This is a genomic window from Lysinibacillus sp. NPDC093692 (genome assembly GCF_050280125.1).
In the GTDB taxonomy this organism is placed as follows: Bacteria; Bacillota; Bacilli; order Bacillales_A; family Planococcaceae; genus Lysinibacillus.
In genome coordinates this window covers 64603-86663 of record NZ_JBNNUW010000023.1, presented here as the reverse complement: position 1 = coordinate 86663, position 22061 = coordinate 64603, and the positions used below count along the sequence as shown (strand labels likewise).

Below are 22061 nucleotides of genomic sequence, written 5' to 3'. Positions count from 1 at the left end.
CCTGATTTAGCAGCAATAATACTTGGCAAATGCTCCTTTACATATTCCAACTCAAATTCAAATCGGCTATTGTCAAAATGCAATATAGCTTTATCGGGCGGTGTTTCTTTCGTGACTGCCACAATGTACGGATTATAATAAGCTCCTGTGTTTTGATAGATTATTTCTCGATAAATGGCCATTTGTAGCACATAATCATAGGCTTCAACGAACGAAACATATTTGCTATACTTGTCGCTCCAATAACGCTTGCTAAGGCTCTGCGTAGTCTTTAAATCAGTGAACGTTTTACGATCATGATTTATTGCGTCAACTTTGATTTTCCAAAGGACACCGAACAATTCACCTGTGAAAATAACCTCTTTGTCACCTTCCAGGGCAAACATTGCAAAACGGTCATTTTTGATTGTTTTTATCATGGAATCAGCTTGCTTAAAATCAGCGTATTTTTTATCTCGCGTATTGAAAATAACGCCTCTGTTTTCTTCCACAAACTCGTCAAAAACCTGATCGCTTTCAAACGCTGAATGTGTATAAGAACCTACTGTTAACGCTAAAGAGGAAGGGCGTTCATGCTCTCCACTTAACTCAGCAATTGCACTAGCCTCACACTCTATTGCACTCTTAAATTGCGAGACTGATATATATTGCTGATTGGCTTCATTTGAATGGTAATTATCCTTGTTCAGCTGGAACGGTGTTTGCATCTGACTTCACCTCGCCTTGTTCTTTGTTGAAGTCTGTAGCTAAACCACTTGATTGTTGCTTTCCAATATCTTTGTTGAACCAATCCTCAACAGTAGACATATTGTCTTTCAAGGAATTGTGAATGTTTGTTAGTTGAACTAAATCAAATTCACTGAATGAGCTTGCAGCATAACCGAAACGATCTTCTATCATTTCTTGCGTTACACCATATTTTTCTTTGAAATGATTAAGTGCAGCACCAACTCTATCTTTAAGTGGTTTATCTGATTTTCCAGTAAGCGTTTGTCGGCATTGTTCAATTGCCATTTCTACAACATCACCTGGAATAACACTTAAAATACAAGCACGTACTCTCCGCGCCCCATCATTCGCTACTTTTTCATATATATCTCGCGGATCTGTTAAATGCTTTAATCCGTGTTTAGTTTTTAATGAATGTTTAACCGTAAATGTTTTTTCTTGTCGTACATTGGTTTCTAAATCCCAACAATACGCCTTTGCAACCGATTCACCGTTTCGCTGTTCTAACTCCTGAATACCGTATGAAAGGTTGCCCCAATTTTGCGCTAATACCTCAGCTAATCGAATAGATGGCCCCTCTACCTTTGTAGAACCTCGGTTATACGTGTACATTGATGTTTCGGCCAAAGAAGGACGTTTACACGCATCTAAGATTCGTTTTTCAGCTTCAAAGTAGTTACGTGGAAATTGCTTTGCTAAGAAGATCGCACCTTTAACTTCTTCCATTTCTCTGGAAACACTAGATTGAGCCAATACGCTTTGTTGATCTATATTTGTCTGAACAGAATTAAACTGTGTTGTTAAGTCGTTTGTCATTTTTCACCCTCCTGTGGTAAAATACCAGTGTCATTTATAAAATTTTCACGCTCGCCATTGGTTGCCGCCTTTGACGAGTTTTTTTGTGCCTCAATTTGGGCATTCTGCGCGTCTTCAATGTCTTGCCAGTAATCTGATTCACGATCGTATTCTTCTGCGTGTGAATAACCTATACGCATGGAATCACCTACTTCAACTCAATCTCAGTGATTAGCTTATTAGCTTCCTCTGTGCTTAGAATCAATTTGCCACCTAGTAGAACTAAATTATCGTCTGACACTTCGCCAGTAACAGCGCATGCCATATTAGGCTTGTACTTCTTCAAAATAACCTTGTCCCCATCGATAAAAATTTCAACTGCATCTTTAACATCAATGCCTAAAGTACGTCTTAACTCGATTGGGATTACTAAACGTCCTAACTCATCTACCTTACGAACAATTCCAGTGCTTTTCATTTGAAATTACCTCCTAGTTTTTAATTAACCAATAATGCCGAAATGCTTTAACAATACGTAAACTAGCCAACCAAAGCCACCTAATACAGCAGCCGAAATGATAATGCTTACTGCGAAAACCACACCAACCATACGGCTTGTACGTTTGAAATTACGATCAAAGTCATTCATTTGTTTTCCTCCTTTAGATGCCCTTCTGGCTTATAATTTCAAGTATTTCAACGATGTCACTTTCCTCAACACCAAATGACTCAGCCCTTTGACATATAACTTTTATTTTCTGTAGGGCTGATATTAACTCGAAATATTGTTGGATAAGTTGTTGTTTACGACTATCGTCCAATTTACTCACCCCAATTTACCGTGAAACCAGTCACGCCCTTATTGTCTAAAATCGTATAGCCAGCTTTTTTTAACTCTTTTGAAAAGACTCCTAGTATACGAGGTTCGTCACCTTGATAAATGTAAGTGAATTTACAGCTACCTTGTTCTGCTTTTGATTCAATACCTTTAACTAGGTCTTTGAAATATTCACTTTCTAATGAACCTTTCTCGAATTTTGCAGTTGCTTCGTTGGCAACCTTTTTCATTTCATCTGCTGGTTGAAGTTTCACCCTATATCACCTCCAATACCATTACCGCCTGACAAATCTACATCCTCTCGCATGTAGTCACCCTGTTTAATGATGTTTACAGCTTCTTGTAACCCTTCTGTCAAAGTACCGATATTGTCATAACGTTGTTTAATTTCCGTAGGGAATGGCTTATCTGACTGAATGTAATCATGTGCTAAATCATTTGAAATTTCCTCGTATTCAGCAATTCGTTTTTGAATTGAATTAACCATGCCTTCCACAATCAATTCTGTTTGCATATTTATTCCTCCTTATATTTCCTATCTGCTAAACTATTAGTAGAGAGGTAGGTGATAGTTTTGAATATAATATTAGTTTTAGCTTTCATATTATTCATGTATCTTAGAAGACCTATAAAGCTATTTTGGAAAAATACTCGCTTAAATTACCTAATGGGACTATATAACTCTTATAAGAATGCTAGTACACATGAAGCAAAGTTAGATGCATTTGAACTAATAGCTAGAAATAAACCGTTAAGTAATGATTTAATTGGTAGCGTTTATTTTAGATCCCCATCATACAAGGACTTTGATGATGAACAAAAAATAGTTGAAAGTTTCTTTAAATTGAATGAAGCCTTTGATCGCAACTCTTTCTGGATGAGAAAGTATCTGATAAATCCTACGTATTTCATTAAAGATATTTTCTACATACCTGCAGTAGTGCTTGGTTTTTTGCTCAATCATCAGTTCAATAAAATACCTTCGCTTTTACTAAGCTCTATAGGTTGGGTAGCGACTATACTTATTTCTGCATACACAACAGAAATAAGAGCTTTTATTGATTCAATAATTGATAGCGTTATTTGATTAATAGAAGGATAAGTAAAACTATTTGAACGCCTAATAGAGTTCTAAGATATTTGTCTCTTAATAATATTGACTGCATTCCCTGTTCAATGGCATTAAGTAGTAATTTGATTTCTACCTCACTCGTTGTTCCAGCAACCTGTGAGGTTTTTTTATTGTCACCCACATTCTTCACTCTCCTTTCATAGTCTGATAGATTTATTTCTTACGTACTGCTGCACCTTTATTAATCGCATTACTGATTAAAGCTAAACGTTTCTCAACCGGTAATGCCAACAACTCTACTACTTTGATTTTCATTTTGTTCACCTACCTTTGAAGTCTGGATAGAATCACCTACATACTGGATGACCTCATCCCACAGTTTTTTTATGGTTTTCGTTCCCTCTCCCCAAGCTTGTAAAAGTTCCAGTGCTTTTTCTGGGTTTGACTTCGAGAGTTCAGCTAATTTCACGGGTAGGTACGCATTTTGACGTACTCTCTCTGGATCAATCGGAAAAATTTTTTTTGCCATCGAACCACGCTCCTATAGTTTTAAATAGATAAAATCTTACGAATATGCTTGATATGCTCCTGAGCCTTCGGGCCATCTTTACGCCCACGAATAATATCCGATAGATAAGCATTTGAAATACCAACTAGATCAGCTAGCTCTTTTTGACTCATTTTTCTTTTAAACAGTTCGGAACGAACTTCTAACCCCAAATCTTCTGGCATAATTGATCTCCTTTCAAAATCAGTTAACGTTGCTACCGTCATTTAAGCTATAAGTCCGAATAATTTATACCGTCGTCGGCTCGGTATCACAGCGCATTAGTGTTTTTAGTCAATAAGCTAAAATATCAGCTAATTCCATTGACATTTTTTAGACTTTGTTTTAATATTTAAGCATAGCTAAATAAGACTTTAAAAAGCCTATAAACATTACATTTGTTCCGTTCCCCAACGTCAAAATGTGTTTTAAAAGGTCGTATTTTTGTACTCTTTTTTAGCTAACAAATTAGCTTATGGACACAGTATATTAGACTTTGATTTAAAAGTCAACTATTTTTAGTCTTTTTTTTAATAGAGTGTTCATAAAGGAAAGGAACTTTATTATGACTGCATTTGATAGACTAAAAAAATTATGTGACGAACAAGGAATTTCGGTAAATATATTAGAGGAAAGAATAGAGTTAGGAAAAAACACTCTATATTCATGGAAAAAGAAAATACCTACTGGCGCAAACTTAATAAAAGTCGCTGAATATTTTGATGTCTCCACTGATTATCTACTTGGCCTTACTGATATCAAAAGATATTACGAAGCCCCAGAAAAGAATAATACTGTTCAAAATATCGCTGCTCACCATGATGGAGAAGAATGGACTGAAGAAGAATTAGAAGAAATTGAACAATTTAAACGCTTTGTGGCTATGAGACGAGAGGCGCGTAAACATCAGGGGGAATAGCATATGTATTCGTACGACACTTTACTAGATGAATGTAACGATTTAGAAATAGAAGTATACGAAATGAACAATATGAAGAGCAAAGGTTTATATGGAGATAATGTTATTTGGATCAATAAATCGCTACCTTCTATTAGTGAAAAACGCTGTATCCTAGCTGAAGAGGTCGGGCATCACCATACAACAACTGGTGATATCCTCGACCTATCCAGTGTAGAAAACCGAAAACAAGAATTAAAAGCTAGAGCCTGGGCATATGAAAGGCTTATTCCCTTCTCAAAAATCATACAAGCCCACAAATTGCATATTACAAACCGTTATGAACTGTCTGATTTTCTATATGTAACAGAGGAATTTTTAGATGATGCTCTTGATTGGTATAAAAGTAAATATGGGTTATATATTTCAATTGATAACTTTACCATTTGCTTTGAACCATTGGGTGTTCTTGAGTGGTTTGACTGGATTGAAACACCGAAATTAAAATACCAAGCATAAATTAAGTTCTAAAAAAATTTACCCTTAAAAAGAACATACATTCTCGTGGATGTTCATTATTTTAATTAGCAAAAATAATAAGGAGAAAAATAATGAAAACTATAATATATTATCGCGTTTCCACTAAGCTTCAAGAAGATAGATATAGTTTAAAAGCACAGAAAGAAGAACTCACTAGATATGCTATTAGCCAAGGTTGGGAAATTGTTGCTGAATTTAAAGACGTAGATAGTGGTGGGAAACTTAATAAAGAAGGCCTTAATGGTTTAATGGATTATGTCGAGGAAAATGCCGTAGATATTGTTTTATGTGTTGACCAAGATAGATTAAGTCGCCTTGATACCCTCAATTGGGAATTTCTCAAAGATGTTTTACGAGACAATAAAGTAAAGATTGCCGAACCTGGCACAATTGTTGATCTTGCAAATGAAGATGATGAATTTATTTCAGATTTGAAAAACTTAATAGCTCAGCGGGAAAAACGTGCTATTGTACGTCGTATGATGAGAGGGAAAAGACAACGCACACGCGAAGGGAAAGGTTGGGGCCCAACTCCATCAGAATACATTTACGATAAAAGCACAGGTACTTATGAAATAAATGAAAAGTGGGCATGGGTCTACCTATTTATGAAAGAAGCATACCTGGATAAAAATATGGGGGATGTAGCAATTTCAGATGCATTAAATAAGATTACCAAAACTCCTAGAGGAAATGCATGGACAACCTCAATTGTATCTCATAAACTAACCAGCGAAGTTTATTGTGGTCGTATGATAAAAAAATTTTCAAATGGTGAAAAAATAGTAGTTGAAAATGTCTATCCTAAATTATGTACAGATGAAGAGTATCAAAGAATTATAGAAAAACGTAAAAGTAAATACCGTCGTAGACCTGAAGGTGATCCTCAGATATTACGTCGCGTAGATATGACATGTGCGTATTGCGGTAGAAAGATGGCTGTTCGTATGTCAGGTGTAAAAGGTCGATGGTTACATTTTTACATTGGCCATCAGTCAGACTGCCATTTAGAAGCAATTAACACAATTCGTGTTGAACCTAACTTTATCAAAGCTCTAAAAGATATTATTAAAAATGAAACATTAGCAAAGCAATATATACAAATTGAATACAACGATGAAGATTTACAGCGAATCGAAAATGAAATTAATATGACACATAAATTAATGAATGACATCAAAACTAAAATTGACCGCCTTTTATCTTTATATCTTGATGGTACCTGGTCAAAAGAACAACTCAACTCCCAGAAAGCGTTACTTGAAAATGAACTAAAGTTACATGAGGAACGATATAATCAAATAACCAATAAACAAGAATTAATTAAAGCAAACTTATTTAACTATGATGTCGTTATGCAGTATCTAAGTGTTGCAGAGAGATTTGATATCCTTTTAGAGAAATCTGAACAAATGGAAATGATCGGACATCTATTCCCTACTGCTACTGTGTACGAAGATAAGATTATATTTAACAGCTTATTACCAAATAATGTACCCTTAGATATAATCGTACCAATTGCCCCTGATCCATATAAAAGAGCAAAAATCATTAGCTCAGGTGTGGACCCTCAAGGTAAATATAACCGCATACAGCAATACTTAAAGGATAATCCGGAAGCTTCTGTACAAGCGGCAGCGAATGCATTAAAAATCCCTACAAGTACAGCTTATAGATTAGAGAAGAAATTCGGTAAATTCAAAAGTAAAGATTATTAAATTCACTATACGAATTTCCAAAAACTACTCCCCCCCACCCATTCCCATGGTTTAATACATACATATATACAGACTTATTGCTAAAAAAGGGACATTTAGGATGAATTTTTTTATGTAAGCTTTTATAATAGAGTGAGAGAAGGCAAAGAGGTGAACGATTTGTTAAGTGGTTGGTTTTTATGGTTTATCTTATTTTGGGTAGTTGTACTTATTTCCCTTATGGCGATTGGCGGATTTTTCATGTTCCGCAAATTTTTAAAGGCATTACCGAAGCAGGACGGTAAATCTGATTTAGATTGGCAAGAGTATTATTTAGATAAAACGATTCATTTATGGGGACAACCTGAGAAAGATCTTCTATATGAACTTGTAAGCCCTGTACCTGAGCTATTTAGACAAGTAGCAAAGGAAAAAATTGCAGGAAAAATTGGAGAACTTGCAATAGAAGAAAAGGCATCCGCTATTAACCATGATTTAATTATACGTGGCTATATTCAAGCAACGCCTAAGCGCGACCATAAATTTTTACGTAAGAAATTAGATGAAATGCAGATTGACATTTCTCCATATGAACATCTATTTGAATGAAGGTACGCTGCACAGAAACGTTGTGCAGCGTTTTTCTGCCCTTAGATAAGAATTACCATATATTCTTTTTTATAAGTTTTTCTTGGAGTCTATCCGTTGCCTTGGCTCTTCTTTCTGTCGCTTTCGCCTTTCATTCCATCGCTTGGATGACTTCTTCCGTCACTTCGGCATTTCTTTCCGTCGTTCTGTTTTCTATCCATCACTTTGATGATTCTATCCACAGCTTTCACCTTTCTATCCATATCTTTGACGATTCTGTCCGTCGCTAGATCTACTCTATCCATCAGCAAAAATGCATAAAAAAACTACACTAGATAAAATCTCTAGTGTAGTTCTTCCATTAATAATTCTTCAGCGGAATTGTTTTTTTGATTTTTATAAACTGAATAAGCATTGCGATTCGCCAAGGAAGTAACATCGCGAACGCTAGAATCCAAAACATTCCTGCTAATTCACCAATGTCAATGGAGTTACTTAATATTACTTTTGCAACTACCCGGAACACTAACAGTCCTATCAGTATAAAAACGAATGCTTTTGAACGTTTTAAATAAATATCTTGGCCTTTTACTTCAAATTTAGAAGTAGCAATTAAGATTGTCGAGAATACCATGCCGACTGCTGCCGCTTCAAGAATTTGCATGGGTGGCACTCGAAATTGTTCGAATAAAAACATTAACGCACCTGTAGACATCGCTATAGGTGGAATGATAATTTTCTTCTCATTTGTCGGTTTCTTAGACGCCCGCATACGTATAACCATGACAAAGGTACCCATAAAAATGGCCATTATGGTCGAACCTATTACATAATAGTGAGAAGGGATATTGCTAAACATAAAAAATCCTCCTCTAATGTCATTAACAATTTTGTCCAATTAATTGATCAACTACAGCTTTTAATCTTTCTGGCTCGAAAGGCTTTGTCATAAAATCCTTTGCTCCACTTTCAATTGCTTCCACAATTAACTTTTGTTGCCCTAAAGCTGTAATCATAATTATTTTTGCATCTGGAAATTCAGGGATGATTTCTTTTACCGCTGCAATACCTGTCATAACGGGCATTGTTACATCCATCGTTATAAGATCTGGTTGTAACTCACGATACATAGCCACAGCTTCCTTACCATTTGCTGCCTTACCGACTACCTCATAACCCCATTCAGTAAACATATTACTTATTGCAACACGCATAAAGAGCGTATCATCCACTACTAAAACTGTAGGCACATGTTCATCTCCCTCCACGCTAAGGTATGGTATGCCACTTTAGTTTAGCAGATTAGAAGCCTGTAAATCCACCGAAAATAGGCTCTAAAATGCGTGTTATATACGTTAATCCATCAAAGAATAACACGATACCAACGGCAATCATAATATAGCCACCGATTTTCACAATTTTTTGGCTGTGTGTACGAATCCAAGTCATACGTGCTATAAAGAAAGATAACAAGAAGAACGGAATCGCAAAGCCTAAGAAATAAGCTAACATATAGCTAAAACCTGAACTTGGATTTGCACTAGCTAATGCAATAATCGATGCTAAAATTGGGCCAGTACACGGCGTCCAACCAGCCGCAAAGGCTATTCCGATAAATACTGATCCCAAATAACCTGATGGGCGGTTTTTAAATTGGAATTTTCGATCCTTCATTAAAAAGTCAATTTGTAGTAATCCCACAATCATTAAACCAAATACTACGATTAAGATGGCACCAACCTGACGTAATAATGTTTGATAATTAAGGAAGAACTCTGCCGCCAACGATGCCCCTAGTCCAATCATAATAAAGATAATTGAAAATCCTAGTAAAAAGAAGAGGGTGTGCAAAATAGCACGTTTTTGCATCATACCTCGTTCAGCTTTTAGCTCATCTAATGTCATCCCCGTTATGTATGATAAAAATGCGGGATATAACGGTAGAGTACATGGTGAAATAAAGCTTAAAAAACCTGCACCTAAAGCTAAAAATAAGTTAATATCAGTTTCCATATTTTCTCACTCGCTCCTTACAGTTACTGCCTCCATCGTACCAAAAAACACTGTAAATTGCGCCCTTCCTGTTTGTGAACGTTTCATGGCAAAAAGGTGTTGAAAAAATGAAGTTCTATGAAGTTCTATTATACTAGTATACAAATTTATTATTCAAACTTATTACATCAACGTGATGTAGTTCATATACTTTTGCATTATGCGCTCCCCTTATATTATCTGTCAACAAAATTTATCATTTTTCCGCATTCCAAGTTATAACATTCTACGCCTATTCAAAAGGCACTAGTACAGTGCTTTCATGCAGGTGCACAGCTTTATTGTAGACTGTACAAAGTCTATACTGTTAAATAGTGAGAAAATTTCTTTTCTTCATGTATAATAAACAATAGAACCATTGATAGAGATAAATGAGGTGTAGTCCTTGGAATTAAGAAAAATTAAACCGAAAAAAATATATGAGGAAGTATCCGAAATCCTCTATGAAAAAATTAGAGGTGGCGAACTAAAGCCTGGTGACCGACTTGATTCAGTAGAACAACTCGCAGAACAATTACAAGTAAGTAGATCTGCCATCCGAGAAGCTCTTTCCGCTTTAAAAGCAATGGGGCTTATTGAAATTAAACAAGGCTCAGGTACTTTTGTTAAAAGTAATCAATCCAATCAGCACGATTTCCCCTTATCAACTGCCATTTTAACAAATAAGCAAGATATCTCACATTTGTTAGAAGTACGCAAAATTATTGAAGTGGGCACAGCGGCTAGCGCAGCCATTCACCGAACAGACGAAGACCTACAGTCAATGATGCAAATTTTAGATGAAATGAAACATGCACAAGGTAATGGTGAGCTAGGTGAAAAAGCAGATTTTCAATTTCACGCGGCCATTTCTGCAGCATCCCAAAATCCCCTACTTGCAACTTTATTAGACCAAGTTTCAGGTTTAATGATTGAAACGATGAAAGAGACACGACGAATTTGGTTGTATTCAAAAAAAATAACAAGTGAAAAGTTATATGATGAACATATGCAAATTTTCCTCGCAATAAAACAGCAAAATGAAGAACTTGCAAAACATGCTATGGCTTCACATTTAAGTAATGTGGAAGAAGTCTTATTGCAATATTTCGAAACAACAGAAACTAAAAAATAACCGAAGCTGCCTAGTTTTTATAATAGGCAGTTCTTTATTTTTTAGAAAATTTAAATTAAACACCTTTCATTCATCTGAAAAGTTGTAGTATTATAAACACAACACATTTACTCATTAAGTCATCAGATGACCTGTTGATTAGTAGTCGAGGGGTAAGAGAGACATAAAGGAGCGATTAATATGAAAGTTACACTTTTTGCAACTTGTTTAGTTGATATGTTTCAAGGTGATGTAGGAAAAGCTGTTGTCGAAGTTCTTGAAAGGCTTGGCTGTGATCTAGACTTCCCTGAAAATCAAATTTGCTGTGGACAGCCAGCCTATAATAGTGGCTATGTAAAAGAATCTAAAAATGCCATGAGGAAAATGATCACAGCATTTGAACATGCCGAATACGTCGTCTCCCCTTCTGGTTCTTGTGCTTATATGTTTAAGGAATATCCAGAAGTGTTTAAGGGAGATCCTGTTTGGGAGCCTAAAGCGCAAGCATTGGCAAATAAAACATATGAATTTACAGAGTTTATAGTAGATGTATTAAAGGTCGAGGATGTAGGCGCACATTTAGAGGGCAAGGCTACTTATCATACTTCCTGTCATATGACACGTCTACTGGGTGTTACAGAAGCACCGTTTAAATTATTAAATCAAGTCAAAGGTTTACGGTATGTCGAACTCCCAGGTAAAGATCGATGCTGTGGATTTGGCGGTACATTTTCAGTAAAAATGGGCAATATTTCGGGAGCAATGGTCAATGAGAAAGTACGGAATGTTGAAGAAACAGAGGCAGACATTTTAATCGGAGCTGATGCTGGCTGTTTAATCAATATTGGTGGCCGAATTAATCGACAAGGTAAGCCTATTAAAGTTATGCATATTGCGGAAGTATTAAATTGCCGCTAAGAGGGGGTAAAAGAAATGTCCATGAAAACAAGTGATGACCGCTTTAATCATCGAGTATCGAAAGAATTAGAAAATACTTTTATGCGCGGAGCAGTGTCAAGTGCACAGGAACGCTTTCAAACACGTCGGCTAAAACAAGCTGATGAGCTCGGACATTGGGAGGAATGGCGTTCTCACGGAGAAGAAATTCGTAAGCATGTACTTGCGAATTTAGATTACTACTTGTATCAGCTAAGTGAAAATGTCTCAAAAAGAGGTGGACATGTTTACTTTGCGCAAACAGCAAAAGAAGCGACGGACTATATTCAAAGTATTGCTAAAAAGAACAAGGCTGCTAAGATTGTGAAATCAAAATCTATGGTGACGGAGGAAATTGATTTAAATGCAGCTTTAGAAGAGCTCGGGTGTGAAGTCATTGAAACAGATCTTGGAGAATACATTTTGCAAGTAGATGATCACGAGCCACCCTCTCACATCGTTGCCCCAGCTTTGCATAAAAATAAGGAACAGATTCGTGATATTTTCAAAGAAAAACAAGGCTATGCGAAAAGTGAAAAGCCTGAGGAAATAGCTTTATATGTACGTGAAAAATTAAGGAATGAATATTTAACAGCAGATATAGGCATTACAGGCTGTAACTTTGCTATTGCAGAGAGCGGATCGATTACACTCGTGACGAATGAAGGGAATGCAGATTTAGTGACAGCCTTGCCCAAAACGCAAATTACAGTAATGGGGATGGAGAGAATTGTTCCTACATTTGAAGAGATGGAAGTGCTAGTAAGCTTATTAACAAGAAGTGCAGTTGGGCAAAAGTTAACAAGCTATATTACAACATTAACAGGGATCAAAGACGAGGGTGATACAGATGGACCAGAGGAATTCCATTTAGTCATCGTCGATAATGGGCGTTCTAATATTTTAGGCAGTGAGTTCCAGCCTATTTTACAATGTATTCGTTGTGCAGCCTGTGTGAATGCTTGTCCTGTTTATCGTCATGTTGGTGGGCATTCTTATGGTTCTATCTACTCTGGGCCAGTAGGTGTCGTTCTTTCGCCATTATTAGGTGGCTATGAAGATTTTAAAGAGTTACCATATGCATCTACATTATGTGGCGCCTGCACGGATGCTTGTCCTGTTAAAATACCGTTACATCAGCTTATTCATAGACATCGTCAAGTAATTGTTGAAAACGAGGGTAAAGCTCCTGTATCAGAAAAGCTATTAATGAAGGCCTTTGGTTTAGGTGCTTCTTCCCCTACCTTATATAAAATGGCGACAAAAATGGCTTCACCAGCAATGGCTCCTTTTACTAAAGATCAAAAAATCTCAAATGGTCCAGGCCCACTGAAAGCATGGACGGAAGCAAGAGATTTTCCAGCACCAAATAAAGATAATTTCCGTGACTGGTTTAAACACCGCCAAAAAGGAGGCGATGAATGATGGCAGGTACTATTGAAAATAGAGATGTATTTTTATCTAAAATTGCAAAACAGCTTGGGCGTGTGCCAAAAACAGAAATGGAGCGACCGACATGGCAATATCAACCTCAAGATCGTGTCCTAAAAGAAGCGACAAAAGATGAGTTAGTAGAGGTTTTAGTTGAACAATGCAAAAATATTCATACGGATATTGTCCTTACAAATACAGCTAATCTTCCTGCAGACTTACAAAAAGTAATTGAAAATTATGGAGGTCAATCTGTAATAACATGGAAAGACAAACGTTTTAAGCGCTTTGGCCTATCATCACTAATGACCGAGCAATGGCCTCAAGCAAATATTCAGCTGTACGAATGGGATTCGAAGCAGCCAGAGGAAAATATTCGACAGGCTGAAAAAGCTAATATTGGCATTACGATTAGTGAAATAACATTAGCAGAATCAGGGACTGCTGTACTTTTTAGTAGTAAGGATAAAGGAAGATCCGTCAGTTTTTTACCCGAGAACTCTATTATTTTAATTCCGAAAAGTACCATCGTTCCACGGATGACCCAAGCAGCCCGCCTAATTAGCGAAAAAGTCAGAACTGGCGAGCAAATTGCCTCCTGTATCAACTTTATAACAGGACCAAGTAATTCGGCAGATATCGAAATGATTCTTATTGTTGGTGTACATGGACCCATGAAAGCTACTTATATTGTGATTGAGGATCAGTAAATCTTGTTGAATGAAACTAAACCAGGCATACTTCACATTGTGAAGAGATGCCTGGTTTTATTCTAATGCTATATGCAAAGCGATACATTAATTTGTTACACTCTCAGTTACTCCTTTTTGTTCATAAAACTCTGGATGTGCTTCTTTTAAGACAGATGCTCGTAGCATAACTAGTGCTATCATAACGATAATAGCACTTGTGACAAGTAAAATAACCGTTGCCGGGAATGTATCATACAAGATACCGTAAACAACCATACCGATCGGCATCATTGACATTGCCATTGTTTCCATCAAACCCAATACACGTCCGCGGTATTCCTCTGAAATTAGCTTTTGCATATAAACCATAATCGGCATGTTAATCCCCATCTCAAAAATAGCGAAAATAAAGTAAATTACAATATAAAAGATAACCATCGTTAAATACGATAAATTCGTTATTAATGGGACAACCGCCAACCCTAAACTGCTAGCCAACAGTATTAAGCTGAATTTAGAAAAACGTAGTGGGGCCTTTACCTCTGCACGTGTTGCGAAATAGACGGAAGCAATAAGCATACCAACTGCGCCTGAAGCTTGTATAAAACCAAAATGATTTGCTTTTACTTTTAATAATTCAATAATAATGTAAGTCCCCCCTACAACGATGGCTGAGAAAAATAAATTAATCCATAACGAAACCCACATAATGGTTTTAACAACTCTTTGTTGCTTTATATAATGAAAACCACTAGAAAGCCCAGCCCACAACTTTTCCTTCTCTTCCGTTTTTCCCCTTGTACTATACAGAGTAAAATTCATTGTGGCTTCTAAGCAAAACGTAATCACATAGGCCACCATATGTACAAGTAAAAATGCTTCCATGGAGAAAAATCCATACATCACTCCACCGATTACTGGTCCTCCAATTGCTGCGATGGACACTGACATTTGATTAAATGACATTGCTTTTTGTAGGCGTTCTGGATCTACTAGTGTTGCGATTGAGGAAGAAAATGTTACACCCGAAAAGGCAGAGCATATTGTATTAAAAACTGTTGCAATATAAATAGCATACACCGACAAACCGACCATTTCTGTATAAAGTAGTAACCCAACAACGGTCAAAATTGTACCTGCTTGCGCTACTAAAATTGTGCGTTTCTTTGAATAATTATCAGCTACATAACCAGCCAAAGGCGCGACCAATGCACGAGGTAAAATGGAACAGATCATCGTTGTCGCAAAACTCATCGCTGACCCTGTCAGTGCCAAAATATATAAACCTATCCCAAATGATAAAACATGAGACCCTAACTGCGAGATCATTTTGCTAGCTGTAAATGTCCATAAATGATACGTCGCCTTTTTATACTTTTGCGCTTCATTCATCTAAAATCCCTCCATATTTTTAATTATATTAAAAAGTTTAATTTGATTAAACAAAATATAACACACCTCCCCCTTTTCAAGCAAGCAAAAGTTTAATATAATTAAACAAAATGATATTACTCACTTTTAATGAAAAAGGAGGCAAGGCAGTGAACTCTTTAGGCACACGAATTCGCAAATTAAGGAAAGAACAAAAATTAACATTAGAGGCACTTGCCGGTGATCGTCTAACAAAGGGCATGTTAAGCCAAATTGAAAATGATAAGGCCAAGCCTTCGATGGAAAGTCTTGATTATATAGCGGAACGTTTAGGCGTCAAAGCAAGTGAATTGCTTGAACAAGTAAACCCCTCTTCCATACGTCATCTTTTAGAGCAGGTAGAAATTTTATTTGCTGAATTAAAACTTGATAATACAGATAATGCGAAGCAAATCGTAGAAATGATTAAGCCTTATATAGAAGATCTTTCGCTTAGTTATGAGGCTGGGCGTTTACTGTATATATATGCAGCAGCACAACATCATGCGAGATTAACGACATGGGTATCACCGCTTCAACAGGCACGCATGATGTTTAAAGAAATTAATTTACTAAGCCATTGGTTTGAAACTTATATATTAGAGTTGGGCATATTATCGGAAGAAAGAAACTACAAAATGGCTTATTCTTGTATTTTGCAGGCGAAAGAAGAGGCTGAACAGGAAAATTACCAATTAGATTCGCGAGATACTGTGAAAATGGCTTATTATATTAGCGTTTTTCAGTTAGCAATTGGTGAATATGAGGAAGGTAAACTGCTCATTTATAAGACCATTACCGATGCACATAAAAATCAATTTTACTCTTATATAGATGATATGTATCGTATTGGGGCGTTTTGTGCCATGATTGACCATGATTTCGAGCAAGTAGAGCATATGTTGAAGAAGCTTGAGCAGTATCGGATTTTTGCCGAACAAGTGAGTGTGGATGCTTTGATTTTCGTATTAAGAGCGCATTATTGTAACAATTACAAGCACGATTATCAGCAAGCACTAGAGGAAATAGAGCGTTTTGGTACACTTTTGAATGATAGCTCGGTTATTTTCGACAAAAACTTATACTATTCAGAAAAAGGTAAATCCTTGTATTTGCTAGGTCAATATGAAGAAGCTAAGGAAGCATTTGAACATTTCACAAACGTTCCCCCATTCATCTTACATCCATTTGACATATTAGGCTTAAATGAGTGTTTTTCCTATAAAGCGCTTTGCTATGCACATTTCAGTGAATTAACAACTGCCTACGAAATCGCCAAAATGGCCTATACGGATTCTCAAGATTTAATCGACCTACCTTATAAACAAAAAATTGAAGAAACTTATTTTTCAATTAAAGCACAAATAAATTCGGTTCAATAAATATTTAGGGATTGCACTTTGACATATGTGCAATCCCTATTTTTTAGCTCAATTTATTATTTCTAATTTCCTTCTGTATCTTGCGAAGGGCTTTTTTCGAACCGCGTTCTATATCATGCTGAAGCTTTCGATCTTTATAGTCCACAAACAATGTCTCTAAATCATATCCTTCTGGGTATAATTCTGTTGCTGGTAGCTCTAATGCTAAGCGTTTAACATTTACCTTTATGAATTCTCCCCCATAGAACACGACAACATTAAAGAAATTATCCATTTCTTCATAAACGATTCCAACGTCATCATGATCTAACAGCTTTACTCGATCTCCTTTTTTAAATTCATACTTTACTGTTGTTCTCACATTTTCAATTTTCGGCTTCCGTATTTTACTATCACTTACTCGTTTTAAATGATAATCCTTACTGTCAATATAGCCTTTAGCCCTTTGTAATACTGTTTCACGTATATTCATTTTCTTTGAAATCCATAGAGCATTACTCTCTCCAGATGTTCCGATCATTAATTTGTATAATGGTTCTAATGTTTCACTATTAAAACGCATAGCCGCATTCATAAAATCACTATGCATTTCAGAGAAACGCTTAATTTCTCCATAATGCGTTGTCGCCACTGTAATACAGCCCATATGATAGAACTCCTCCAAGATGGAAATGGCCAGCGCTGCTCCTTCATTTGGTTCCGTACCGCTCCCTATTTCATCAAACAGCAAAAGAGTATTATTATTGGATGCCCTCATAATATCCGAAAGGTTTTTCATATGGGATGAAAACGTACTAAGTGCATTTTCAATACTTTGATTATCACCAATGTCTACAAAAACATGATCGAATATAGCTATTTCAGTTCCTTTATCCGCAACAATATGGAAGCCTGACATTGTAGCCAATGTTAACAAGCCAATGGTTTTTAGGACAACTGTTTTTCCGCCAGCATTCGGCCCTGTAATGATTAGGCTACGATAGTCTTTACCAATTTCGAAATGAAGTGGCACCGCCTCACCTGTTAACAGTGGATGCTTACAATTGATGAGCTTTATATAGCCAACATCGTTTAAGCTTGGCTCTACGCCTCCAATATGCTTGCTAAACTTGGCTTTAGCAAACACCATATCATATTGGCTAATTAACTCCATGTTAATGTTGATTTCACGGATATTTTCCATCAGGAGCCCCGATAATGTCGCCAAAATCTGATATTCCTCCACCGCTTCCTCTGCCTTCAAAGTGGCCAATTCCACATTTAATTTAGCGACAGCACTTGGCTCCATAAAGACCGTAGCACCTTTTGATGAAATCTCTACTACCGTCCCTTGCACATGATTTTTGTAAGAAGCCTTAATAGGAATCGTGTATCGATCATCCTTCTTACTTATAAAAAATTCCTGGATATATGTTTTATTTGCACTACTATTCAAAAATTTTGTTAAACGGTCTTTAATTTTTTCCTCTGTTGTTTCGATATGATTTCGGATACGCTTCAATTCTCTGCTAGCAGCTGAATCAACACGATTTGCTTTAATCGCAAAATTAATTTCCTCTTCCACACTTTTAAATTCAGACATCGAATTAGCATAGGATGCAAGTACGGGTGCAAAAAACTCCTTTTCCAGCATAAATTTTTTAATTTTTCTACAGCCTCTTAAAAAGTCTGAGATGCTAACTAATTCACTTGGGTCTAGAATGATCCCCTTTTCAAGTTTTTGAATGGTATTGTCAATATTGGATACCCCTAAAAATGGGACATGACCTTCCGCATCTAAAATTGCTCGTGCCTCAGTCGTTTCATTCAAACGATTTTTAACAACTGTCAAATTTGGGCTTGGCGTTAATTTATCTAATAACTGTTTACCTAATCCACTGACACAGTATGATTTAACGATATCCTTCAATTCATTGTATTGTAACTTCTCAAAAGTAGTATGATTCATTGTTACTGTCTCCTCACTATGATTTTCTAGAATCATTCATGAAGACACCTACTCATTAGATAGCAATGATGTTTATCAATTTGCCTCGGCATAATTGCGTCCGGAATCGGCTTTGTGCTTAGGCCTGACGAGGGCCGACACGATGTCGGTCATTTCGGTAATGCCACAGGACGTGGCGTTTTTACCGATGCAGGTCAGTTAGCCGTTATCGCATGGATGCGATGATTTTAGGCTAACATCCTAACTGAACTCCTCATCGATTCTGTGACATCCCCCGGAGGCTTCAACTTCTTTCAGCGGGTGTTTGGACACCCACTGAAAGAAGTTAAAAAAGACAAAAAAAGCTGCGGGAGAACCCACAGCTTTACCATTACAAGGCATGTGTAAAAAGCATCATGAAAAGACCTCATCAAAGTGAAGCACATTCAGACCATTACACGCTTTATAAAGTATTGTAGGTATCTTCATAGGTATCGAAATAAATCCACGACTAAATAAAGGGTGATATACTGACATAAATCCCCTGGTGTCATTAAATTTATTTCTTTAAGTTGTTCCTATTTAGAACCTACCGCACTCATCAAAAGCACCTCTCATTAATTATCATTGTTATCTAATTTGTCATCATCTTACTATATGCTGGTAAAAAAGTAAAGGTACTTATGTTTGACACGATTTTAAACTTGAGAAAAACTAAAAAAACGAGTTAATTTACAATACGTGTAGAATACTTTGCTATAATCAACCCAAGATATATAATTATGGTTCATCGAAAGGAGGGATAATAATGAAACAAGTAGCTCTCCATCAATTGCACACAGAACATAATAAACGAATAGCAGAATTTCATAAAAACCATGAAATTGAAATTCAACGTGGTGAAAATGGGAACGGTTTGTTAGCTAAATGGGAAAGATTTTTTTATAACAATGTAATTTCCCCTCTGAAAAATGTGAAATAATACCACCTATTAAATGAATTGTCATCCTTGTACGGTTCATTTTTGTTTCGCATTTTAAGTCAAATACGCATTAATCTTTATTCTTATTCAACTAAATTGTTCCATCATTTAAATAAAAATAAACCACTGTATCCAACTAAAAAGCATCTTTAATGATGCTTTTTTATCTTTTCTTAATGCTTCAACTGTGAAATAGTTAGATTTTTTATACAAGCTAAATAAGGATTTGCTCTACGATTTTCAAATGCTAAGTTCTTATGTAACTCAAGCCAACGATACCAATAGTAGGTAACTATCCAAATAATACGTACCAACATCTTGAAATCGTTCCATTGTTGCAGATCACAAAATATAAAAAGAAAGACGCATACATACGTTAGACTGAAGTAAACTATATTATAAAAACACAGATGATTTTGTGCTTTATTAAGTTTTATTTGACTCTTCAAATGGAGTTGGATAATTACAGGACAAGGTAGGAATTAAAAAAAAGAAGGAGAGATACGATGTTCGATCAAGTTGCGTATTTTATTTTTCAAGCCCTGCTAATTCTAACGGTTTTGGTTGTTGTGATTGGAATCCCTCTTGGGGATACACTGTTAAGAAAAAAATAAGACTGCATCCAAATGGATGCAGTTTTTTGCTTTTTCATTTTGCTTCGTTTCTATAAAAGATTTAGGGATTGGTGAAAAATAGGGACCATATTGAAGTAAAGACCTGTTATTTTAATGATTTGAACATTAAAGAAACACTCTAAAAATATAATTTCTTTTTAACACATAATGGAGGATTCGTGATTAATTTAGCTTTCGCTATTCCTTGCTTAAATCTTACATTGTTTAACCATTCAACAAGTGCATTTGCATCATAATTAGGGTGAATTCTTTCCCCATTTTCTAAAGCCCAATATTTTGTATTCTTTTCTTCGTCAAAAACCCAATTTAGAAAGTCCTCCTGAATATTGTTCATCTTCCTACCTACTTTTGTTGAACAAGAAATGTATTGAATAAAATCGTCACCAAAATCAATTTTTATAATCATAAAACTTTAACTCCTTAAAATCGTCTTGAAATTAACTATTATAGCATTCCTTATTAAACTCTTCTGCCCCGTTAATGTTTAATAGCAACAAAACAGCAATTTCAAAAAGAAAAACAGTCCCAAAGAAGGAAGCTCCTTTAGGACCGTTTTCCTGTTATTATCTCATTTCACTAAATTTAAGCGATAGGCAAGGTACTTTTGCCATTTCATAACGTGTTTAGTTTGCCAATAATCATAATCATTACTTTTTAAAATTGATTGTTATAGTGGTGAAAAAAGCCATACATCAGGGTCTGTTCGACCTTTCTTCATTGTTAGTAACCTCAATTAATAGTTTCTATACGTGTGAAATGCTAGGATACTAGCCCATTTCTAAAGAAACATTGAAAAGGCAAAAAGCTCTTTGCCTCCCCCTCACATTGCAGGGACTTTTCTAAAAACACAAAAAAGTAGTACAAACCAAAGGCATGGTTTGTACTACTTACATTCATGTATTTATTTTTGCAGATTTATGATGAGCCCTTCTCGTTTCAATAATTTTCGATCCTGAAAACAGTAGTAACGCTGCCCAAATAATGCTAAATGCTAATAGCTCAATTTGACTAAATGGCTCCTTATAAAGCACAATCCCTAACACTAACACTATTGTTGGCGATACGTATTGAATAAAGCCTAATAAATAGAGTGGAATATTTTGTGCACCTTTCGCAAATAAAATTAACGGTATTGCTGTCACGATACCACTTAAAATCATGAGCGTGTCTGTCTTCACATCTACATGTAAAAATGAGGCTTGATTCGTTGTAAAAAGGTAAATATAGTACCCTAATGCAAACGGCAAAATAAATAACGTTTCAATGGCTAGACCTCTTGTCGCGTCAAGCTTAATTTTCTTTTTCAGAACACCGTAAATAGCGAAGGATAAAGCAATAAGAAGTGCTACCCATGGAATTGATCCATAATTAATCGTTAAAATAATGACAGCAATAAAAGCAATTCCTGTAGCCGCCCATTGCGCACGAGTAAGTGCTTCTTTAAAGAATACAACCCCAAAAATCACTGATAGTAATGGGTTAATATAATAGCCTAAGCTCGTTTCAATTAAGTGATTATGCGTAACTGCCCATATATATAAAAACCAGTTCATCGAGATAACTAATGAAGCCCCAACAAGCTGCCAAAAATGCTTTTGATGTGACCACAAATATTTTAAGTCTGCGAGAAGTTCCTTGCGCATTCCTAATACTATTACTGCTAGTACTGTAAAGACAAAGGACCAAATGACGCGCGATAATAAAATTTCCATACTCTGCACATGCTCAAGTAATTTCCAATAAAGCGGAAATGCACCCCAAAGAGCATAAGCTAAAAATGCCGCCATAACCCCTTTTTTCTCATTTGACATTGCCTC

At 36.0% G+C, this 22061-nt stretch carries 29 protein-coding genes; 11 read left to right on the top strand and 18 right to left on the bottom strand.

The window, feature by feature from the left end; all coding sequences use genetic code 11:
* The 7 genes from ACQKN4_RS20520 to ACQKN4_RS20490 form a co-directional block, all read right to left on the bottom strand.
* The coding region (locus ACQKN4_RS20520) for a PD-(D/E)XK nuclease-like domain-containing protein (RefSeq protein ID WP_427484676.1) at nucleotides 1-707 on the bottom strand (707 nt) is incomplete at its 3' end.
* Nucleotides 676-1545 (bottom strand): hypothetical protein, encoded by an 870-nt coding sequence (locus ACQKN4_RS20515; RefSeq protein WP_427484675.1) that lies wholly within the window; start codon nucleotides 1543-1545, stop codon nucleotides 676-678. The genes ACQKN4_RS20515 and ACQKN4_RS20520, both read right to left, overlap by 32 nt.
* The gene (locus ACQKN4_RS20510; protein ID WP_427484674.1) at nucleotides 1542-1724 is read right to left on the bottom strand and encodes a hypothetical protein; all 183 of its coding nucleotides are present in this window, start codon (nucleotides 1722-1724) and stop codon (nucleotides 1542-1544) included. Before ACQKN4_RS20510 ends, ACQKN4_RS20515 begins: the two co-directional genes overlap by 4 nt.
* A gap of 8 nt (nucleotides 1725-1732) precedes the next feature.
* On the bottom strand, nucleotides 1733-2002 hold the full coding sequence (locus tag ACQKN4_RS20505; protein WP_427484673.1) for an AbrB/MazE/SpoVT family DNA-binding domain-containing protein: 270 nt from the start codon (nucleotides 2000-2002) through the stop codon (nucleotides 1733-1735).
* A gap of 24 nt (nucleotides 2003-2026) precedes the next feature.
* Nucleotides 2027-2173, bottom strand: a complete 147-nt coding sequence (locus ACQKN4_RS20500) for a hypothetical protein (protein WP_427484672.1) — start codon at nucleotides 2171-2173, stop codon at nucleotides 2027-2029.
* A 173-nt stretch (nucleotides 2174-2346) separates the two neighbouring features.
* Nucleotides 2347-2616 (bottom strand): hypothetical protein, encoded by a 270-nt coding sequence (locus tag ACQKN4_RS20495; protein ID WP_427484671.1) that lies wholly within the window; start codon nucleotides 2614-2616, stop codon nucleotides 2347-2349.
* Nucleotides 2613-2876, bottom strand: coding sequence for a hypothetical protein (locus ACQKN4_RS20490; protein ID WP_427484670.1), 264 nt, complete (start codon nucleotides 2874-2876; stop codon nucleotides 2613-2615). Before ACQKN4_RS20490 ends, ACQKN4_RS20495 begins: the two co-directional genes overlap by 4 nt.
* 60 nt (nucleotides 2877-2936) lie before the next feature.
* Here ACQKN4_RS20490 and ACQKN4_RS20485 point away from each other — a divergent pair, with 60 nt between their 5' ends.
* Entirely contained in the window at nucleotides 2937-3449 is a 513-nt protein-coding gene (locus ACQKN4_RS20485; RefSeq protein WP_427484669.1) for a hypothetical protein, read from the top strand.
* Here ACQKN4_RS20485 and ACQKN4_RS20480 read toward each other — a convergent pair.
* The 3 genes from ACQKN4_RS20480 to ACQKN4_RS20470 all read right to left on the bottom strand — a co-directional run bounded on the left by ACQKN4_RS20480 (nucleotide 3442) and on the right by ACQKN4_RS20470 (nucleotide 4166).
* Entirely contained in the window at nucleotides 3442-3615 is a 174-nt protein-coding gene (locus ACQKN4_RS20480) for a hypothetical protein (RefSeq protein WP_427484668.1), read from the bottom strand. The genes ACQKN4_RS20485 and ACQKN4_RS20480 overlap by 8 nt on opposite strands.
* A gap of 93 nt (nucleotides 3616-3708) precedes the next feature.
* On the bottom strand, nucleotides 3709-3963 hold the full coding sequence (locus ACQKN4_RS20475; RefSeq protein ID WP_427484667.1) for a hypothetical protein: 255 nt from the start codon (nucleotides 3961-3963) through the stop codon (nucleotides 3709-3711).
* 20 nt (nucleotides 3964-3983) lie between these two features.
* Nucleotides 3984-4166: a helix-turn-helix domain-containing protein gene (locus tag ACQKN4_RS20470; protein ID WP_427484666.1), complete on the bottom strand. Its 183-nt coding sequence runs from the start codon at nucleotides 4164-4166 to the stop codon at nucleotides 3984-3986.
* Between the two features lie 380 nt (nucleotides 4167-4546).
* On the opposite strand from ACQKN4_RS20470, the gene ACQKN4_RS20465 reads away from it, so the two are divergent.
* From ACQKN4_RS20465 to ACQKN4_RS20450, 4 genes are all read left to right on the top strand, one after another.
* Nucleotides 4547-4900 carry a helix-turn-helix domain-containing protein gene (locus ACQKN4_RS20465; protein WP_427484665.1) on the top strand — a complete coding sequence of 118 codons (354 nt, stop codon included), beginning with the start codon at nucleotides 4547-4549 and terminating at the stop codon, nucleotides 4898-4900.
* 3 nt (nucleotides 4901-4903) lie between these two features.
* Nucleotides 4904-5398 carry an ImmA/IrrE family metallo-endopeptidase gene (locus ACQKN4_RS20460; RefSeq protein ID WP_427484664.1) on the top strand — a complete coding sequence of 165 codons (495 nt, stop codon included), beginning with the start codon at nucleotides 4904-4906 and terminating at the stop codon, nucleotides 5396-5398.
* 92 nt (nucleotides 5399-5490) lie between these two features.
* On the top strand, nucleotides 5491-7137 hold the full coding sequence (locus ACQKN4_RS20455; RefSeq protein ID WP_427484663.1) for a recombinase family protein: 1647 nt from the start codon (nucleotides 5491-5493) through the stop codon (nucleotides 7135-7137).
* A 159-nt stretch (nucleotides 7138-7296) separates the two neighbouring features.
* Nucleotides 7297-7725: a DUF2621 domain-containing protein gene (locus ACQKN4_RS20450; RefSeq protein ID WP_079560130.1), complete on the top strand. Its 429-nt coding sequence runs from the start codon at nucleotides 7297-7299 to the stop codon at nucleotides 7723-7725.
* 89 nt (nucleotides 7726-7814) lie between these two features.
* On the opposite strand, the gene ACQKN4_RS20445 is transcribed toward ACQKN4_RS20450, so the two are convergent.
* Genes ACQKN4_RS20445 through ACQKN4_RS20430 form a run of 4 tightly spaced genes read right to left on the bottom strand, consistent with a single transcriptional unit; the run spans nucleotide 7815 to nucleotide 9717 of the window.
* Entirely contained in the window at nucleotides 7815-8009 is a 195-nt protein-coding gene (locus tag ACQKN4_RS20445) for a hypothetical protein (RefSeq protein ID WP_427484662.1), read from the bottom strand.
* Between the two features lie 56 nt (nucleotides 8010-8065).
* Nucleotides 8066-8563, bottom strand: a complete 498-nt coding sequence (locus tag ACQKN4_RS20440) for a CcdC family protein (RefSeq protein WP_079560128.1) — start codon at nucleotides 8561-8563, stop codon at nucleotides 8066-8068.
* 22 nt (nucleotides 8564-8585) lie between these two features.
* Entirely contained in the window at nucleotides 8586-8972 is a 387-nt protein-coding gene (locus ACQKN4_RS20435; RefSeq protein WP_427484661.1) for a response regulator, read from the bottom strand.
* Between the two features lie 34 nt (nucleotides 8973-9006).
* Nucleotides 9007-9717, bottom strand: a complete 711-nt coding sequence (locus ACQKN4_RS20430) for a cytochrome c biogenesis CcdA family protein (protein WP_079560126.1) — start codon at nucleotides 9715-9717, stop codon at nucleotides 9007-9009.
* Nucleotides 9718-10141: 424 nt separating this feature from the next.
* Between ACQKN4_RS20430 and ACQKN4_RS20425 the strand changes: the two genes are divergently transcribed.
* The 4 genes from ACQKN4_RS20425 (at nucleotide 10142) to ACQKN4_RS20410 (ending at nucleotide 13926) form a co-directional block, all read left to right on the top strand.
* Nucleotides 10142-10870: a FadR/GntR family transcriptional regulator gene (locus ACQKN4_RS20425; RefSeq protein ID WP_427484660.1), complete on the top strand. Its 729-nt coding sequence runs from the start codon at nucleotides 10142-10144 to the stop codon at nucleotides 10868-10870.
* Between the two features lie 180 nt (nucleotides 10871-11050).
* Entirely contained in the window at nucleotides 11051-11767 is a 717-nt protein-coding gene (locus ACQKN4_RS20420) for a (Fe-S)-binding protein (RefSeq protein WP_079560124.1), read from the top strand.
* Nucleotides 11768-11782: 15 nt separating this feature from the next.
* Nucleotides 11783-13210: a LutB/LldF family L-lactate oxidation iron-sulfur protein gene (locus tag ACQKN4_RS20415; RefSeq protein ID WP_079560123.1), complete on the top strand. Its 1428-nt coding sequence runs from the start codon at nucleotides 11783-11785 to the stop codon at nucleotides 13208-13210.
* A complete protein-coding gene (locus ACQKN4_RS20410) occupies nucleotides 13210-13926 on the top strand; it encodes a LutC/YkgG family protein (RefSeq protein ID WP_079560365.1) in 717 nt (238 codons plus the stop codon). The genes ACQKN4_RS20415 and ACQKN4_RS20410 overlap by 1 nt, the downstream gene beginning before the upstream one ends.
* An 87-nt stretch (nucleotides 13927-14013) precedes the next feature.
* Here the strand turns inward: ACQKN4_RS20410 and ACQKN4_RS20405 are convergent, their stop codons facing one another.
* Nucleotides 14014-15300, bottom strand: a complete 1287-nt coding sequence (locus ACQKN4_RS20405) for an MFS transporter (RefSeq protein WP_079560122.1) — start codon at nucleotides 15298-15300, stop codon at nucleotides 14014-14016.
* 149 nt (nucleotides 15301-15449) lie between these two features.
* Between ACQKN4_RS20405 and ACQKN4_RS20400 the strand changes: the two genes are divergently transcribed.
* A complete protein-coding gene (locus ACQKN4_RS20400; RefSeq protein ID WP_427484659.1) occupies nucleotides 15450-16700 on the top strand; it encodes a helix-turn-helix domain-containing protein in 1251 nt (416 codons plus the stop codon).
* 43 nt (nucleotides 16701-16743) lie between these two features.
* Here ACQKN4_RS20400 and ACQKN4_RS20395 read toward each other — a convergent pair whose 3' ends face one another.
* Nucleotides 16744-18648 carry an endonuclease MutS2 gene (locus ACQKN4_RS20395; RefSeq protein WP_427484658.1) on the bottom strand — a complete coding sequence of 635 codons (1905 nt, stop codon included), beginning with the start codon at nucleotides 18646-18648 and terminating at the stop codon, nucleotides 16744-16746.
* 787 nt (nucleotides 18649-19435) lie between these two features.
* Between ACQKN4_RS20395 and ACQKN4_RS20390 the strand changes: the two genes are divergently transcribed.
* Nucleotides 19436-19609 (top strand): hypothetical protein, encoded by a 174-nt coding sequence (locus ACQKN4_RS20390; RefSeq protein ID WP_170938889.1) that lies wholly within the window; start codon nucleotides 19436-19438, stop codon nucleotides 19607-19609.
* Between the two features lie 753 nt (nucleotides 19610-20362).
* Here ACQKN4_RS20390 and ACQKN4_RS20385 read toward each other — a convergent pair.
* The gene (locus ACQKN4_RS20385) at nucleotides 20363-20650 is read right to left on the bottom strand and encodes a hypothetical protein (protein WP_079560120.1); all 288 of its coding nucleotides are present in this window, start codon (nucleotides 20648-20650) and stop codon (nucleotides 20363-20365) included.
* A gap of 487 nt (nucleotides 20651-21137) precedes the next feature.
* Complete coding sequence (gene rarD, locus ACQKN4_RS20380; RefSeq protein WP_079560119.1) at nucleotides 21138-22055, bottom strand: EamA family transporter RarD; 918 nt, start codon at nucleotides 22053-22055, stop codon at nucleotides 21138-21140.
* Nucleotides 22056-22061: the final 6 nt, after the last annotated feature.

Excerpts from the sequence above, each read along its gene's own strand:
- ACQKN4_RS20430 (WP_079560126.1), bottom strand. The coding sequence starts at position 9,717 with ATGGAAACTGATATTAACTTATTTTTAGCTTTAGGTGCAGGTTTTTTA.
- ACQKN4_RS20475 (WP_427484667.1), bottom strand. The coding sequence starts at position 3,963 with ATGGCAAAAAAAATTTTTCCGATTGATCCAGAGAGAGTACGTCAAAAT.
- ACQKN4_RS20440 (WP_079560128.1), bottom strand. The coding sequence starts at position 8,563 with ATGTTTAGCAATATCCCTTCTCACTATTATGTAATAGGTTCGACCATA.
- ACQKN4_RS20405 (WP_079560122.1), bottom strand. The coding sequence starts at position 15,300 with ATGAATGAAGCGCAAAAGTATAAAAAGGCGACGTATCATTTATGGACA.
- ACQKN4_RS20465 (WP_427484665.1), top strand. The coding sequence starts at position 4,547 with ATGACTGCATTTGATAGACTAAAAAAATTATGTGACGAACAAGGAATT.
- ACQKN4_RS20410 (WP_079560365.1), top strand. The coding sequence starts at position 13,210 with ATGGCAGGTACTATTGAAAATAGAGATGTATTTTTATCTAAAATTGCA.
- ACQKN4_RS20455 (WP_427484663.1), top strand. The coding sequence starts at position 5,491 with ATGAAAACTATAATATATTATCGCGTTTCCACTAAGCTTCAAGAAGAT.
- ACQKN4_RS20510 (WP_427484674.1), bottom strand. The coding sequence starts at position 1,724 with ATGCGTATAGGTTATTCACACGCAGAAGAATACGATCGTGAATCAGAT.
- ACQKN4_RS20395 (WP_427484658.1), bottom strand. The coding sequence starts at position 18,648 with ATGAATCATACTACTTTTGAGAAGTTACAATACAATGAATTGAAGGAT.
- ACQKN4_RS20385 (WP_079560120.1), bottom strand. The coding sequence starts at position 20,650 with ATGATTATAAAAATTGATTTTGGTGACGATTTTATTCAATACATTTCT.
- ACQKN4_RS20470 (WP_427484666.1), bottom strand. The coding sequence starts at position 4,166 with ATGCCAGAAGATTTGGGGTTAGAAGTTCGTTCCGAACTGTTTAAAAGA.
- ACQKN4_RS20390 (WP_170938889.1), top strand. The coding sequence starts at position 19,436 with ATGAAACAAGTAGCTCTCCATCAATTGCACACAGAACATAATAAACGA.
- ACQKN4_RS20415 (WP_079560123.1), top strand. The coding sequence starts at position 11,783 with ATGTCCATGAAAACAAGTGATGACCGCTTTAATCATCGAGTATCGAAA.
- ACQKN4_RS20460 (WP_427484664.1), top strand. The coding sequence starts at position 4,904 with ATGTATTCGTACGACACTTTACTAGATGAATGTAACGATTTAGAAATA.
- ACQKN4_RS20445 (WP_427484662.1), bottom strand. The coding sequence starts at position 8,009 with ATGGATAGAGTAGATCTAGCGACGGACAGAATCGTCAAAGATATGGAT.
- rarD (WP_079560119.1), bottom strand. The coding sequence starts at position 22,055 with ATGTCAAATGAGAAAAAAGGGGTTATGGCGGCATTTTTAGCTTATGCT.
- ACQKN4_RS20505 (WP_427484673.1), bottom strand. The coding sequence starts at position 2,002 with ATGAAAAGCACTGGAATTGTTCGTAAGGTAGATGAGTTAGGACGTTTA.
- ACQKN4_RS20490 (WP_427484670.1), bottom strand. The coding sequence starts at position 2,876 with ATGCAAACAGAATTGATTGTGGAAGGCATGGTTAATTCAATTCAAAAA.
- ACQKN4_RS20515 (WP_427484675.1), bottom strand. The coding sequence starts at position 1,545 with ATGACAAACGACTTAACAACACAGTTTAATTCTGTTCAGACAAATATA.
- ACQKN4_RS20500 (WP_427484672.1), bottom strand. The coding sequence starts at position 2,173 with ATGAATGACTTTGATCGTAATTTCAAACGTACAAGCCGTATGGTTGGT.
- ACQKN4_RS20420 (WP_079560124.1), top strand. The coding sequence starts at position 11,051 with ATGAAAGTTACACTTTTTGCAACTTGTTTAGTTGATATGTTTCAAGGT.